At 67.5% G+C, this 13,406-nt stretch carries 14 protein-coding genes; 8 read left to right on the top strand and 6 right to left on the bottom strand.

The genetic code is table 11. The annotated features are described in order from the left end of the window. Nucleotides 1-78: 78 nt before the first annotated feature. A complete protein-coding gene (locus tag ACL03I_RS29435) occupies nucleotides 79-1,314 on the bottom strand; it encodes a helix-turn-helix domain-containing protein (RefSeq protein ID WP_397080052.1) in 1,236 nt (411 codons plus the stop codon). A gap of 321 nt (nucleotides 1,315-1,635) precedes the next feature. Here ACL03I_RS29435 and ACL03I_RS29430 point away from each other — a divergent pair, with 321 nt between their 5' ends. Next, complete coding sequence (locus ACL03I_RS29430) at nucleotides 1,636-2,706, top strand: GNAT family N-acetyltransferase (protein ID WP_412807502.1); 1,071 nt, start codon at nucleotides 1,636-1,638, stop codon at nucleotides 2,704-2,706. A gap of 292 nt (nucleotides 2,707-2,998) precedes the next feature. Here ACL03I_RS29430 and lppU read toward each other — a convergent pair whose 3' ends face one another. Then, on the bottom strand, nucleotides 2,999-3,649 hold the full coding sequence (lppU, locus tag ACL03I_RS29425; RefSeq protein ID WP_355071981.1) for an LppU family putative lipoprotein: 651 nt from the start codon (nucleotides 3,647-3,649) through the stop codon (nucleotides 2,999-3,001). A gap of 309 nt (nucleotides 3,650-3,958) precedes the next feature. Here lppU and ACL03I_RS29420 point away from each other — a divergent pair, with 309 nt between their 5' ends. Continuing rightward, the gene (locus ACL03I_RS29420; RefSeq protein ID WP_356962556.1) at nucleotides 3,959-4,567 is read left to right on the top strand and encodes a hypothetical protein; all 609 of its coding nucleotides are present in this window, start codon (nucleotides 3,959-3,961) and stop codon (nucleotides 4,565-4,567) included. A 192-nt stretch (nucleotides 4,568-4,759) separates the two neighbouring features. On the opposite strand, the gene ACL03I_RS29415 is transcribed toward ACL03I_RS29420, so the two are convergent. Then, nucleotides 4,760-4,966, bottom strand: coding sequence for a hypothetical protein (locus ACL03I_RS29415; protein WP_355071985.1), 207 nt, complete (start codon nucleotides 4,964-4,966; stop codon nucleotides 4,760-4,762). A gap of 117 nt (nucleotides 4,967-5,083) precedes the next feature. Beyond that, nucleotides 5,084-5,296 carry a BldC family transcriptional regulator gene (locus tag ACL03I_RS29410; protein WP_039802103.1) on the bottom strand — a complete coding sequence of 71 codons (213 nt, stop codon included), beginning with the start codon at nucleotides 5,294-5,296 and terminating at the stop codon, nucleotides 5,084-5,086. A 185-nt stretch (nucleotides 5,297-5,481) separates the two neighbouring features. Here ACL03I_RS29410 and ACL03I_RS29405 point away from each other — a divergent pair, with 185 nt between their 5' ends. The 5 genes from ACL03I_RS29405 (at nucleotide 5,482) to ACL03I_RS29385 (ending at nucleotide 8,303) form a co-directional block, all read left to right on the top strand. Beyond that, nucleotides 5,482-5,844 (top strand): DUF4229 domain-containing protein, encoded by a 363-nt coding sequence (locus tag ACL03I_RS29405; protein WP_379253994.1) that lies wholly within the window; start codon nucleotides 5,482-5,484, stop codon nucleotides 5,842-5,844. Continuing rightward, on the top strand, nucleotides 5,841-6,926 hold the full coding sequence (cds1, locus tag ACL03I_RS29400) for an L-cysteine desulfhydrase Cds1 (protein WP_355071987.1): 1,086 nt from the start codon (nucleotides 5,841-5,843) through the stop codon (nucleotides 6,924-6,926). The genes ACL03I_RS29405 and cds1 overlap by 4 nt, the downstream gene beginning before the upstream one ends. Before the next feature lie 116 nt (nucleotides 6,927-7,042). After that, complete coding sequence (locus ACL03I_RS29395) at nucleotides 7,043-7,264, top strand: helix-turn-helix domain-containing protein (protein WP_039802098.1); 222 nt, start codon at nucleotides 7,043-7,045, stop codon at nucleotides 7,262-7,264. Then, entirely contained in the window at nucleotides 7,264-7,845 is a 582-nt protein-coding gene (locus tag ACL03I_RS29390) for a Clp protease N-terminal domain-containing protein (protein ID WP_355071991.1), read from the top strand. Before ACL03I_RS29395 ends, ACL03I_RS29390 begins: the two co-directional genes overlap by 1 nt. A gap of 74 nt (nucleotides 7,846-7,919) precedes the next feature. Next, the gene (locus ACL03I_RS29385) at nucleotides 7,920-8,303 is read left to right on the top strand and encodes a phage holin family protein (protein ID WP_355071993.1); all 384 of its coding nucleotides are present in this window, start codon (nucleotides 7,920-7,922) and stop codon (nucleotides 8,301-8,303) included. An 89-nt stretch (nucleotides 8,304-8,392) separates the two neighbouring features. Here the strand turns inward: ACL03I_RS29385 and ACL03I_RS29380 are convergent, their stop codons facing one another. Both ACL03I_RS29380 and ACL03I_RS29375 read right to left on the bottom strand, forming a co-directional pair. Beyond that, a complete protein-coding gene (locus tag ACL03I_RS29380; RefSeq protein WP_356962547.1) occupies nucleotides 8,393-9,262 on the bottom strand; it encodes a 1,4-dihydroxy-2-naphthoate polyprenyltransferase in 870 nt (289 codons plus the stop codon). Between the two features lie 126 nt (nucleotides 9,263-9,388). Then, nucleotides 9,389-9,853: an SRPBCC family protein gene (locus ACL03I_RS29375; RefSeq protein ID WP_355071996.1), complete on the bottom strand. Its 465-nt coding sequence runs from the start codon at nucleotides 9,851-9,853 to the stop codon at nucleotides 9,389-9,391. A 132-nt stretch (nucleotides 9,854-9,985) separates the two neighbouring features. On the opposite strand from ACL03I_RS29375, the gene ACL03I_RS29370 reads away from it, so the two are divergent. Beyond that, entirely contained in the window at nucleotides 9,986-13,324 is a 3,339-nt protein-coding gene (locus ACL03I_RS29370; RefSeq protein ID WP_412807472.1) for an AfsR/SARP family transcriptional regulator, read from the top strand. The last annotated feature ends 82 nt before the right edge of the window (nucleotides 13,325-13,406 follow it).

Here is a 13,406-nt window from a genome sequence, read left to right as displayed (position 1 = left end):
CCGGCGTCGGGGCCGGAGCAGACGTTATGAGCTGGGCCACAACAGATTTGTCCACGAAGGACAAACGCGAGGACACGATCAGTTCTTGGGCGCGTGTTCGGGAGCGATACCCAGTCGCCATGCTAAGCCGCGCAATTCACGTCCGCCCGCATCGCGCCGTGCAGCGCGGAGCACATCGGCCACGGCTTCACGGGCCAGCACATCGGCGTGGACACGCTGCGGCGCAAGGTGCTCGGCGCGCAGGAGTACTTGCACGCCTTGCTCACGGCGAGTGGGATCGGTCAACAGGGAACGGCCGACTTCCATGTAGAACTCAGCTTGCCGCGACTTGCTGGGAATACTGTGCACGTTGACTCCGCGTGCGTTTTCGGCCACTTTCACGCCGTCGCCGAACTCCATGCCGATGCACGCGCGCCAGATCCCAATATTCGGCGCGCCGAACCACATGCGGCCGAATGTTCCGGTCTCGGTATCCATGCGTCCTGCCAGAGCGGCGGCTTCGTCCAAATGCGTCTCAGCCGTGGACCGATCGCGCTGCACAGCCGAAGCGAGCGCGGCCGAAAGATGCAGCATTCCGGCCGTTTGCAGGACTTGGCCGTCGTCCAAGTGCGGGCTTAGCGCATCAATGCACCGTACAGCGCGCCGGTACTGTTCAGGCCGGGACAAACCGCCCGTAGCGTCGCCACGAAGCCACGTGGCAAACCCGATCCACGCGGGCGAATCGAGCGCGGCGGCACACTCTTGTGCAGCTTTGGCGGCCAGCAGCGGAAGGCCACGCCCAGTAAGCCGTTTTGTGATCCACATCGCCGACGAATAGCAAAGAATCAGGCCAAGGAGCGTGTTGCGACGGTATTCCGGCGATCGGGCATAGACCGCATGCAACTCGGCAAGCAGGTCGGGAGTCATTCGTGCTTGTCCAGCGTAGTCGCCGCGTTGCTGAAGATCGGTCAGACGCTCTAGATCCGTGGCGATGGCGGGCCATTCGCGTACTGCGCCGCCGGGGTCGTCGCCGAGTTCGTATACATCTAGTGCGCGTTCGATCGCGACGACTCCGGCATGGGCGGACTCGTTGCCTTCGGCTCGCGAACCAGACTGTCCAGCTGCCGGATAGAACTCTGCCGGGGAGACGCGTAGCGCCCGCGCCAGCGCCTCCAGGGTGGCGCGGTTGGACAAGGCTTGCTCGCCGCGCTCGAGGCGGCCGAGATATCCGAAGCTGATACCTGCTAGGCCAGCGACTACCTCGAGGCTTTGCCCGCGCCAAACGCGGATTTCACGCAGTCTCCGCCCGACTTCGTTCGGGGGGATGTCGTTCATGGCGTACTCCTCCGCCGATGGCTATCCACTTCCGAAGGTACCTGTCGATATCCGCCGTGCAGGTGGCAAGCAGGCAAGACAATGTGGGCGGGTCTTCTCGCATCAGCCACCAAGCGACTTCCGACAAGCGGCATAGAACCAAGGCAAGTTACGCGCTGACCAGTTGGCCGACGCGCCAACGCGTGGGTGCAACGCGAGGATGATCTACACAGGCGCGGCTGATGCCGAGCCGGAGCTGCGCGGGTACGGCCGAATCCACTAGCCGTCGCGATCGCGGACGGTGATCATCATCTGGTGGGGAATAGCTCGGATACGGTCCGGATGCGCCGCGTGCCGGAATTGACCGCAGCGGCAGGCGAACTGGTTCTTCGACCTTGGTCGATGTCGTCTGCGGATCTCGACCTGGTTCGGGAAGCGTCGGACGACGACACGATCCCGTTGATCACCACTGTGCCGTCGATCTACACCGAGGAAGCGGCGAAGGAGTTCGTCGAGCGGCAGTGGGAACGACCCGGGAGCGGAAGCGGGTACCCCTTCGTGATCGCGCGAGCGACGGACGGTAAGCCGCTCGGCAGTATCGGAATCTGGACCAAGGATCTCGGAGAGGGCCGGGCATCGGTCGGGTATTGGCTGGTGCGGTCCGCTCGTGGGCAGGGTGTGGCCGCCCACGCGCTGCGGGCGGTCGCGGACTGGGCGTTCGAGCAACTGGCCGTTGCCCGGCTGCAGCTCTACGTGGAACCGTGGAATACCGCCTCCATCCGGACTGCCGAGCGGGCGGGATTCCGGCGTGAGGGGCTGCTGCGCGGGTGGCGGCAAGTCGGCGAAAGTCGTCGCGACATGTTCGTGTACGCGCGGCTCGCCCCGAGCCGCCCGTCGGCGAGACCGCGGTCGCTGACCGGCCCCACGGCTCGTGTCGCCGAGGAAGCCGATGTCGACGGGATCGTCCAACTGCGCGTCGCGGTGGCAGCGGAGGGCAAATGGATCGGGGCCGAAGCGCCGTTGGACGAGGAAGACGCCGCACGGCAGATACGAGCGAATCTCGGCGACGAGAAGCGCGGTGTGTTCGTGACGGAGATCGACGGATGCGTCGTGGGCACGGCGACGGTCTACTTCGGCACACCTGGCGTCACGGCCTTCGGCATGATGGTCGCGGCGGACCGGCGGGGACGTGGCATCGGGTCGGCGCTGCTCGAGCGAGTCATCAGTTGGTCGCGGGATCGGGGCGCCCACAAGGTGAGTCTGCAAGTATGGCCGCACAATCAGCGCGCGATGACGCTCTACGACCGAGCGGGTTTCGAGGTCGAGGGCGTCTTGCGCGGGCATTACCGACGCCGCAGCGGCGAGCTGTGGGACGCGGTGCTCATGGGCCTGTCACTCGACGGTGTGGGCTGACGAGCGCACGCCTGGAGTATTTCGCGGAAAACTAGGGTTTTTATTGGCGCGATTGCGCGAAAATAATTGAATGCGCACGTTTCAGACTGTGCGGCCCGAATTGTGTGAGATCGCCGCTGGTTTACGACGCTTGTAACGCGCGAGTGGCAGCACGCGAATTCTCCACCGGCAGAACAAATAACGTTCCGAGCCTCGCCTTAAGGGACACAAGACTTCGCATGTCTGTTAATCGGCCGCAAAGTCGCGGCTCCCTCGTGGGCGGAAAGTCCGTATCGCGGAGGTGTAACGGCACCTACAGCCGCGCCACGCAAACCACGAAATGCCTTTGCTGGTAGACGATTCCACTGTCGGCCGACCCGCACGCGTTGACGTCGACGGTGTTCTGCTTGATGTCGATGACCCGGACCGCGCCAGGGGTGTGGGCGGCGCAGTCGAGACGCTTGGGGCTGCCGGGTGTCAGTTCCATGCAGCCGCCGACGACCCAGTCGATGTCCAGGCACAGCGCGGCCTGTGTCGCCCCGTGCAAAGTTTCGTTGTAGGTGTGGTCGGCGTCGGTGGGGCAGGTGGCGTTCGCCGGTGCCTTATCGACGACTTTGTAGACGGAGTTCTGGCTGCCACAAGCGGTTTTGTCGATCGCGCCTGCTCCGCCGAGCTGTACGCAGTCGCCGATGTTCACCTGCATGCTGGTGGCGCTCTTGTTGGACGCGCCGCGCATCGCCGACGTGGTCGGCAGCGCTTCCGTGGTGGTCGGCAGCGGCTCCTCGGTGGTCGGCGGGGGAGCCGAGGTTGTTGCCGCGGCGGCGTTCTGAGCGGCGGCCTTGGCCGGCTCATCGGCGGGGCCGGACATCGATAGCGCGGCGACGACCACGATGGTGGCCGCCAGTCCGGTCCCGACCATGAAGGCGGCCAGGGTGATACCGGCGCGGACACGTTGGCGCGACACGTACGTCCTCCAGAGCTGTGAACCCTTCGACCCACCTAGCGACCCGAAGTTGTGAATCTTGCGGATTGAAGACCACGCCATGCTTACACTACGCGGCACGTCCGCGTCGAGTTTTCCTTCCCAGGCGTAGCGATCCGCGCTGGGAATTCACGTACGTGTCGGTATCCGGGCCCGGTGTGATCACGATCGGATAACGAACTTCGCGATCAGGTGTGCCGGTCGCCAAGTCTGGAAACTAGTCACGGGCGCTGTACAGTCACACGCCATCCGGCCTCCGGAGCCGGTGTCTCGGTGAGAAGGAATTCCAGAATGAAGTTCGGCACTATTGCCGCCATTACGCTCGGCGCGGTTGCCGCAGTGGGCATCACAGCGGGGGCCGCGAACGCGAAACCCGTAGAACCGGAGCGTGAGATCACGACAACCGGGGTAGAGCAGGGGGTCGACTACCACACCACGGTCTCACGCGAGACCGGAGCCATCTCGACCGCCGTCGAGCACGGCACCTTCGCGGTGGCCGACGACGGCACCAAGATCAAGCTGACCTCCGATACCGGGGCCGTGGTGGCCGAAGTGCCGCTCACCTTCCAGGTTTCCGGCAGCAAGCTGTCGGTCGCGCACGAAATCAGCGACAGCGGACGGCGTCTCGCGCTCACCCCGGTGGCAGGCGCCAAGGAGATCGGCGAGATGCAGCCGATCAGCTCGATGAACCGTCTCATCGCCGAGTTGAACCAGAACGTGGTCGGCGTGGTCGGCGGCGCGCTGCTCGGCGGACTGCTCGGGGCCCTGATCGGCCTGGGCTTCTTCAGCATCATCACCGGCCCGATCGGCCTGGTCGTCGGCGCGATCGCGGGCGGAGCCATTCAGGGTGGACAGCCGTTCACCGACGCGCTGATGGCGGTCGTCAACGGCGAACCCTGATCGATGGCGCGGATCGGATGCGGCAGGCGCACCGCAGCGCGCCTGCCGCACCCGGACCGGGTTGTCGATCGTCGTGGCGTTCGTCGAGGGCGGAGGTTCGGTCCCCGCCGGGACGGCGCCACGGCAGAGCGATGAAATCGCGCGAACGCCGGATACCGCTGGACGCGTGCTATCGCGCGGGTACTGCGAAGATCAACGCTCGGCGGAACCGGACTCGCCGTCACGGTGCTGGCGAGATAGTCGCCAGAGGAACTCCGGGTCGTCGTCGGGTCCGATGACGCGCTTGCGCCGTGGTGAACGCGATTGCGGGGCAGTGGGTCCAGTCCGCTCGGGGCCGAACGCCTTCCAGCACAACACCGCTATTGCCACCACCGCGATGAGTGCCAACAGGTACGTCACGTCGCTCACCTCCTGATTACGAGGGTAGCCGCGGACGTGACTCCAGCACACCGCAGACGCGAAAATGGTCTGCGGGCGAGCGCGGACCCGAGCACGACAGGTCCGCGCGCCCTGCGATCAGCGTGCTGCGGTCGCTTCGGTGGTCAGCGACTTGAGCAGCTGGAGTACTTCCGATTCGCGGAACCGGCGATGTCCGCCCGGTGTGCGAAGCGACCCGAGGCGCCCGGCGTGAGCCCAGCGCGTCACGGTCTTGGGGTCGACGTGGAACAGGGCAGCAACCTGGCCCGGAGTCAGCAGGGTGTCCTGGCCGCCGACGGTGATCGCAGTCATAGCAAACCTCTCCGTTCTCGACAGTTCCCTCATCAGATGGCGCCATCGTCGCACTGAAACCCCTAGGTACTCGAACCACCTACAGTTGGTAAAGGGGAGGTAATAGACAAAACGGATGCGCGCCCCACCCCCGGCTGTTGGGCGTGCACCGGGGGCGGGCAACAGCTTCGCATAGGCTGAGGGATGTGCGTGACGCGAATCCACCAAAAGGTGCTTCCGGACAGCAAACGGCTGGCGCTGGTCGTCGTCTGGCCCGCAATCTGGCCCTTTACACCGTCGCCAGGTTGGGTCTCGTGGTAGTGCTCGCCGCGCTGATCGTGCTGGCCGCGCGGCTGGTGTCGGTGGACATCCCCATCGTGGTCGCAGCCTTGTTCGCGCTCATCATCGCGATGCCGCTGTCGCTGGTGCTGTTCAAGCGGCTGCGGGCCAAGGTGAACGAGGACATCGCCCTGGTCGACGAGCGCAGGCGCCGCGACAAGGCCGAGCTACGGGCGCGGTTGCGCGGCGACGAGCCGCCCGCTCCGCCGGAGTCCGGGACTTCTTCGTGAAGTCCTGCGATCACACCGCTCCGCGCGACTGGGTCGACAACGCGGTGCGGTTGATCGACGCCGACACCCAGCGCAGCGCGGACACCCACTTGCTGCGCTACCCGCTGCCCGCCGAGTGGAACATCCAGCTCTATCTCAAGGACGAGTCCACCCACATCACCGGCAGTCTCAAGCACCGCCTGGCTCGCTCGCTGTTCCTGTACGCGATCTGCAACGGCTGGGTCGGCGAGGGGACGACCGTGGTGGAGGCGTCCTCGGGTTCGACGGCGGTCAGCGAGGCCTATTTCGCGAAACTGCTCGGCTTGGACTTCGTCGCGGTGATGCCCGCGAGCACCTCTCCGCAGAAGATCGCGCTCATCGAGGCGCAGGGCGGGCGCTGTCATTTCGTGCAACGCCCGCCGGACATGTACACCGAGGCGGCGCGGCTGGCGGCCGAGTGCGGCGGTCACTACATGGACCAGTTCACCCACGCCGAGCGCGCCACCGACTGGCGCGGCAACAACAACATCGCCGAGTCGATCTTCCAGCAGATGGCGTTGGAGACCAATCCGGTGCCGGAGTGGATCGTGGTCGGCGCGGGCACGGGCGGCACCAGCGCCACGATCGGCCGCTACATCCGGTATCGCAGGCATGCGACCAAGCTGGCCGTGGTCGATCCGGAGAACTCCGCCTTCTACGGCGGCTACGAGACGGGCGATGCGGGTTACCAGACCGGAATGCCCTCCCGGATAGAAGGCATCGGCCGCCCCCGCGTGGAACCCTCGTTCGTCGGCCAGATCGTGGACCGCATGTTCGAGGTGCCCGACGCGGCGTCCATCGCTGCGGCCCGGTTCGCGAGTGTGCGGCTCGGTCGCCGGGTCGGCGGCTCCACCGGCACCAACCTGTGGGGCGTTTTCGCCTTGATCGCCGAGATGCTCTCCGAAGGGCGCGGCGGCAGTGTCGTCACCCTGCTGTGTGACGGCGGGGATCGCTATGCCGGAACGTATTTCGACGACGCGTGGGTGGCGTCCCAGGGGCTGGAGCTCGCGGAGCCCACCGCTGTCCTGGAGAAGTTCGTGGCGACCGGAATCTGGGACGCCTGATCGGTTCGCGCCCCGGCCAGGGGTTTTGTTCGCCTGAGGCGGAACGGGGTTGAATCGCGTCCGCGCTTGTCAATTTTTGTTGACATCGCGAGCATGTGTCAATCAAAATTGACGTCATGACGGAAGCAACCACACTCGCGGCAGCCGCGGGCAGCCCCGATCCGAAGGTCGGGCTGCGCGCGGTGCTCGCGCTACGCAGGCTGCTCGAACGTCTCGAGGCGATCCAGGTGGCCAACGCCCGTGCTCAGGGCTGGTCGTGGCAAGCGATCGCGGAGGCGCTCGAGGTCAGCAGGCAAGCAGTCCACCAGAAGTACAACCGGAAAGGCAGGATCCGCTGATGTTCGAGCGGTTCAGCAGGTCTGCGCGCACGGCGATCATCGTCGCCCAGGAGGACGCGCGCGAACTCCACGCGTCGAATATCGAGGTGGAGCACGTATTGCTCGGTGTGCTCGCGCATGCCGAGCCGGAATTGGCAGCGTTGCTCGCGGACGCGGGACTCACTCGCGACGGCGTGCGCAGCGCGCTGGCCGAGCAGGGCAACGGGATACCGCTCGGCCCCGAGGACGCCGAGGCCTTGCGCTCCATCGGCATTGATCTGGACGCCGTCCGGGAGTCGCTGGACACGCATTTCGGCGAGGACGCGCTCGACCGCGCCGCGCCGGACCCGCGCCGTGGGCCGTTCCCGTGGAGCCGCGGTGGGTACTACGGGCACATTCCGTTCACGAAGGAAGCGAAGAAGGTGCTCGAGCTCTCCCTGCGTGAGGCGCTCGGTCGCAAGGACAAGACCATCGAGTCGGGGCACATGCTGCTCGGCATCCTGCGCGCCCCGAACCAGACGACGGTGCGCCTGCTCGGCGGCTCCGACGCGATCGGTGAATTGCGGCCCAAGGTGCACGCCCTGCTCGACCGTGCGGCTTGAGCAGGCGGACATGCGCTGCGGGAGTTCGTGTTTTCCAGCGGCGTGTGTCCGCCTCCGACGCCTAGCATTGGGCCATGCAGCTCGTGATTCGGTTGATCATCAACGCGGTGGCCATCTGGCTGGCCGCCGTCTGGGTCGACAAGATCGACATTCTCGCTCCGGAAGGCGGCAACGGCGCCAAGATCGGTGTGGTCCTCGCGGTGGCCGCGGTGTTCACGGCGGTGAACGCCCTGGTCAAGCCGATAGTGAAACTGCTGTCGCTACCGCTGGTGATCGTGACGCTCGGCCTGTTCCTGCTTCTGATCAACGCGCTCATGCTGTGGCTGACCGCCGAGATCACCGGAGCATTCAGCCATTACGGCCTGCGCGTCGAGGGCTTCTGGGCCGCGGTGTTCGGCGGCATCATCGTCTCGCTGGTGAACTGGGTGCTCGGCATCCTGGTTCCGGACGAGGATTAGTCCGCGCCGCCGCGAACGGACGACGCTCGATCGCGCATCGCGCCATCGAGTCCACCTGGTCGGCGCGATCCGCGACCGCGAGGGCCGCGCTAACCCAGCCCGACCGCCAGCGCGGTGACCGCCGACCAGACCAGCAGCGCCAGGCCGGAATCCCGCAGCGCGGGAATCAGTTCCAGCCCGCCCTTGCCGCCGCGCACCGGCGCGTTGGCGCGGACGGCGAGCGGTATCGCGAGCAGCCCGGCCAGTGCCCATGGCGTGCGGGCGACCAGCGCCAACGTCACGAGGAACGGGACGGTGAGCAGGGCCAGGTGCAGCGTGCGGGTGCGCGGATCGCCGAGTTTGACCGCGAGTGTGACCTTTCCGGACCCGGTGTCGGTGGGGATGTCACGCAGGTTGTTCGCGACGAGCACGGCACTGGAGAACGCGCCCACCGCGATCGCCAGCAGCGCACCGACCCAGTCGATCCGGCCCGCCTGCACGAACTGGGTGCCGAGCACGGCGATCAGGCCGAAGAAGACGAACACCGCCACTTCACCGAATCCGCTGTAGCCGTAGGGCTTGCTGCCGCCGGTGTAGTACCAGGCGCCGGCCAGGCAGGCCGCGCCGACGAGCAGCAGCCACCAGGCGCTGGTGAGCACCAGCACCAGGCCGAAGACGGCCCCGACGACCAAGCTGACGATCGCGGCGGTCTTCACCGCGGTGGGCGAGGCCAATTTCTGCCCGACCAGGCGCAGCGGGCCGACCCGGACGTCATCGGTGCCGCGGATGCCGTCGGAGTAGTCGTTGGCGAAGTTCACGCCGATGATCAGCGCCAGCGAAACGAACAGCGCGAGAATCGCTTTCCACCACACCGCACCATCGATCGACGCGGCGGCGCCGGTCCCGGCGAGCACCGGGGCGATCGCGTTCGGCAGGGTACGGGGTCGCGCGCCCTCGATCCATTGCGCTGCAGTAGCCATGTTCGCAGCATAATGGGCAGAGTCGGACGTAGTCCGTCCTCAGCTCGCGCATGGCCGGAGCGAAGGCGGAGGTTCCGCATAATCGGCGCAGTCGGACGCAGTCCGTCCTCAGCCCGCGCGCGGCGATCAGGCCGTTTCGGCCGTCACCGCCTCCTGCATCCGCGCGAGTCCCTTCTCGAAATCCCGGCCGACGAACTTGTCCATCGGGATGAGCTTGCCGATGACGGCCATCAGCCCGGTCTGCCGGCCGGTCATCCGCCAGGTCACTTCGGTGCCGGTCTCGACCGGGTCCAGGATGAAGGTCACCATGTTGGTGGCCTTCATGGGCTTCATGAACTCCAGGCGCACGCCGATCTCGCGCTCGGCGCTGCCGACGATCTCCATGCTGCCCGCTCCCGCCTTGCGGTTGCCGCTCCAGGCGTAGCGCGCGCCGACGCCGGATTCCGCGCCGGAGTAACTGCGCTGGAGCTGCGGGTCGAGGTCCTCCCACGGCGACCACTCGACCCACTTGTGGAAATCGTTGATCAGCCCGTGCACGCGCGCGGGGTCGGCCGTGATCACGGCCGATCGGACCACCTCGAACTCAGCCATGGGGGTCACACTATGCGACCGACCGCTCGCAGTCGCGGCAAAGAATTCGTGTCGAGCTTCTCGGGTCTGCTCGCCTACGATGACCGCGGGATGTTTCCGGAGCACAGCGGCCCGCACGGCCACAGTCGAGCAGTGACGACGCCCGCAGGCGAATCGGTCGTGGTGGCCTTGCTGGGCGAGGTCGCGCTGCGCCGCGACGGCACGCTGACGCCGCTGCCCGGTGCGCGCTCCCGGCTGCTGCTCACCGCCCTGGCCCTGCGGCCGGGTCGCAGCCGCGGCGCGCAGGCCCTGATCGAGGAGGTCTGGGGCGAGCAGCCGCCGCGCTCGCCGATGAACGCGCTACACACCCAGGTTTCCCGGTTGCGTTCGGCGCTGCCGGAGGGCGCGCTGGAAATCGGCCCTGCGGGCTATCGGTTGACCCTCGGCGCCGATCAGGTCGACTTGTCCTCGGTGGGCGAGCGCGTGGCGCGGGCGCACGGGCTGCGCGCGGCGGGAGACCTTCCGGGGTGCCTGGCGGAAATCACCCGGGCGCGGGGGCTGTGGCGCGGGGATCCCGGTGCGGATCTGCCGCCGGGCGACCTCGCCGACGAGCTTCGCGCAGCGGCCGGGCGGCGTCTGGCCGAACTGGACGAACTCGAACTCGCCGCACGCGAGGACGGCGGCGACGTCGATGGAGCCTTGCGTCTCGCTCGGCTGCGCGCCGCCGCGGAACCGCTGGACGAGCCCGCGCAGCAGACCTTGATGCGCCTGTTGGCGGCGGCGGGGCGGCCCAACGAGGCGGTCGAATCGTTCGCCGCTTTCCGCTCCCGGCTGGCCGAGGAACTCGGCACGGACCCGGGGCCCGCGCTCACCGAGATGCATACGGCGATCCTGCGTGGGGAGCGGATAGGCCGCGTCGCGCCGCCGCGCTCGGGCAGCGCGGCGAGCGAAGACGGCGGTTCCCGAAGCGGGCTCGCGGCCGAGGCGACACCCTCGGCCGCTGACGTACCGACACCGCACCTCGCCGCGATCGGCCTGCGTGCCGCGCCCAACGCACTGCTCGGCCGGGCCGCCGACATCACCGAGCTGATCGAGCTGCTCCGCGATGCCCGGGTGGTGACCGTGCTCGGCCCCGGCGGTGCGGGCAAGACCAGGGTCGCCAACGAGATCGGTTGGCAGGCGGCGGCCACCTGTCCGGTGGCGCTGGTCGAGCTGGCGTCGGTGCGCGACGAAGGCGACGAAGCCAGGGTCGAGATCGAGGCGGCGATCGCCGCGGTACTCGGGCTCAGCGAGGTCACCTTCGACGCGGCCACGCTGCGTTCCGGGCAGATCGTCGATCTGCGCGGGCGGCTGCACGACGCGGTGTCGGCGCGCTCGATGCTGCTGATCCTGGACAACTGCGAGCATCTGATCGACGCCGTCGCCGTGGTGGTCGCCGATCTGGTCGGCGTCGCACCGAGGCTGACCGTGCTCACCACGAGCCGTTCGCCGCTGACCATCACCGCCGAGACGGTCTATCCTTTGCCGCCGCTGACCATCGATCCGGCGGGCTCGCCCGCCACCGAGCTGTTCGCCGCGCGCGCCAGGGCGGTGCGGCCCGGCGTCCGGCTGGATCCGGACGTGGTCGCCCAGTTGTGCCACACCCTCGACGGGCTGCCGCTGGCCATCGAACTGGCGGCGGCCCGCGTGCGCGTGATGAGCGTCGAGGAGATCAACGAGCGGCTGGCCGATCGGTTCGCGCTGCTGCGCCACGGCGATCGCAGTTCGCCCGAACGGCATCGCACGCTGCACGCGGTGATCGACTGGAGCTGGAACCTGCTCGACACCGAACAGCAAGCCACGTTGCGCCGGTTGTGCCGATTTCCCGCCGGTTTCACGCTGTCGGCGGCCGAGGCGGTCGCGGGCGGAGCCGACGTGGTCGATGTCGCCGCGGCCGTCGACGGCCTGGTCAACCAATCGCTGCTCACCGTGCTGGACGACGAAGTGCTCGGCACCCGCTACCGGATGTTGGAGACGGTGCGGGAATACGGTGAAGAGCAGCTGGCCGCCGCGGCGGGAGAGCCGGAATCGGTCGATACCCGGATGATGCGGTGGGCCAAGGACTACGCCGATGACGTGGCGAGCCGGTATATGACCGGCGATCAGTTCCACCTCGCGCTCTCCGTGGCGGCGGAGGTGGACAACTTGCTCGCCGCGCTGCGTTGCGCGATCGAAAGGCGGGATGCCGCGACGGCCTACACGGTGTTCCCGGTCGTCGCCACGCTGTGGATCATCCGGGGATCGCACCTGGAAGTGATCGCCTGGGCTCAGCGGGTCATCGAATTGGAGCCGGCCGACTTCGGGCCGGAAGGTCCGCGTCCGGATCTGGTGCTCGTCACCTACCAGATGACGTTCCTGCATCTCGCTTACACCAACGGCAGCGCCAGGGAGATCGCCGTGCTCCGCAGGCGCGTGCGCCGATTGCTTCATCTTCCCGTCGAACTCACCGAGAACAGCCGATTCATCGCCCGGGTCGTGCTCACCAGGGCCGACGGACGCGGCTTCAGCAGGCTCCTCGCCGAGGCGGCGCGTTCGGCAGATCCGGAGACCAGGGGTTCGGCGCTGTTGTTGCGAGCCAACATCCGGGAGAACCTCGGCGATGTGCGCGGCTCCACCATCGATGCGATCAAGGCGCTGGAGGTGCTCGGGCGCGAGAACGTCTGGAGCGTGGCCATGGTGAGCAGGCACCTCGGACAGGTCTGTGGACAGATCGCCCGCTACGACCAGTCGGTGACCTATTACCGCCGCGCGCTCGAGGTGTTGCAGCGGCTCGGCGCCTACGAGGACACGGTGGAGATCCGCAGCCTGCTGGTGGCTTCACTGGTCGGAATCGGCGAGCTGGAGCAGGCGCGGCGGGAACTCGATCTCGCGTTCGGCACGCCGGACTTGGACAACTCGTCCCTCGGACAGAACCGGCTGCTGTCCACCGTGATGCAGAGCTCGGCGGAGTTGGCGTTCGCGGAAGGTGACACCGCGGGCGGGTTCACTCGCTACGAACGCGCGCTGGAACTGTTCGGCTGGCCGGACAACGCGCTCGGCCCCGGGCCCGGCGCCCTGATGCTGGCCGCGGCGGCGCTCGCCGCGCAGGTGATAAACGGCGCTGCCGACCCGGACGCGACTCTGCCCACGCAGCTTGCCGAGACGGCTGTGCCGACGATGACCCAGTACCGCGACCTGCCGCAGATCGGCGGCGTCGCCTGCGCGATCGGCTCGTATCTCATCGCCGTCGACCGCGAGGTCACGGTGGGGCTCGACTTGCTCATCCTGGCCCCGAACGTCGTCTGCCGACAGGACTTTCCCTCGATGCGGTGGCAACGGCACTTGGACGCGGCGACCGCGAAGCTTGGTCCCGGCCCGGTCGCCGAAGCCCGCCGCCGCCTCGGCCACCTGCGCCGGAACAGGTCCGCGGATCGCATCATGGAATTGCTGCAAGGCCTGGTCGACGCTCGCTGATCAGTCGACGGCGGTGATCTGGTTTGCGCGAGGAATCGAACCGTCGTGCGCGGCAGCACAGCGAAAGCGGGCCGGGTGACGA

It is taken from the genome of Nocardia sichangensis, from assembly GCF_047200615.1.
GTDB lineage: Bacteria > Actinomycetota > Actinomycetes > Mycobacteriales > Mycobacteriaceae > Nocardia > Nocardia sichangensis.
Note: the sequence above shows the minus strand (reverse complement) of the source record. Positions and strands in the feature narration are given on the sequence as shown.

Bases quoted from the DNA above. Each gene is read 5' to 3' on its own strand.
- ACL03I_RS29430 (WP_412807502.1), top strand. From the start codon at position 1,636: ATGCGCCGCGTGCCGGAATTGACCGCAGCGGCAGGCGAACTGGTTCTT.
- ACL03I_RS29385 (WP_355071993.1), top strand. From the start codon at position 7,920: ATGCAGCTCGTGATTCGGTTGATCATCAACGCGGTGGCCATCTGGCTG.
- ACL03I_RS29395 (WP_039802098.1), top strand. From the start codon at position 7,043: ATGACGGAAGCAACCACACTCGCGGCAGCCGCGGGCAGCCCCGATCCG.
- ACL03I_RS29380 (WP_356962547.1), bottom strand. From the start codon at position 9,262: ATGGCTACTGCAGCGCAATGGATCGAGGGCGCGCGACCCCGTACCCTG.
- ACL03I_RS29410 (WP_039802103.1), bottom strand. From the start codon at position 5,296: ATGACTGCGATCACCGTCGGCGGCCAGGACACCCTGCTGACTCCGGGC.
- ACL03I_RS29420 (WP_356962556.1), top strand. From the start codon at position 3,959: ATGAAGTTCGGCACTATTGCCGCCATTACGCTCGGCGCGGTTGCCGCA.
- ACL03I_RS29375 (WP_355071996.1), bottom strand. From the start codon at position 9,853: ATGGCTGAGTTCGAGGTGGTCCGATCGGCCGTGATCACGGCCGACCCC.
- ACL03I_RS29435 (WP_397080052.1), bottom strand. From the start codon at position 1,314: ATGAACGACATCCCCCCGAACGAAGTCGGGCGGAGACTGCGTGAAATC.
- ACL03I_RS29390 (WP_355071991.1), top strand. From the start codon at position 7,264: ATGTTCGAGCGGTTCAGCAGGTCTGCGCGCACGGCGATCATCGTCGCC.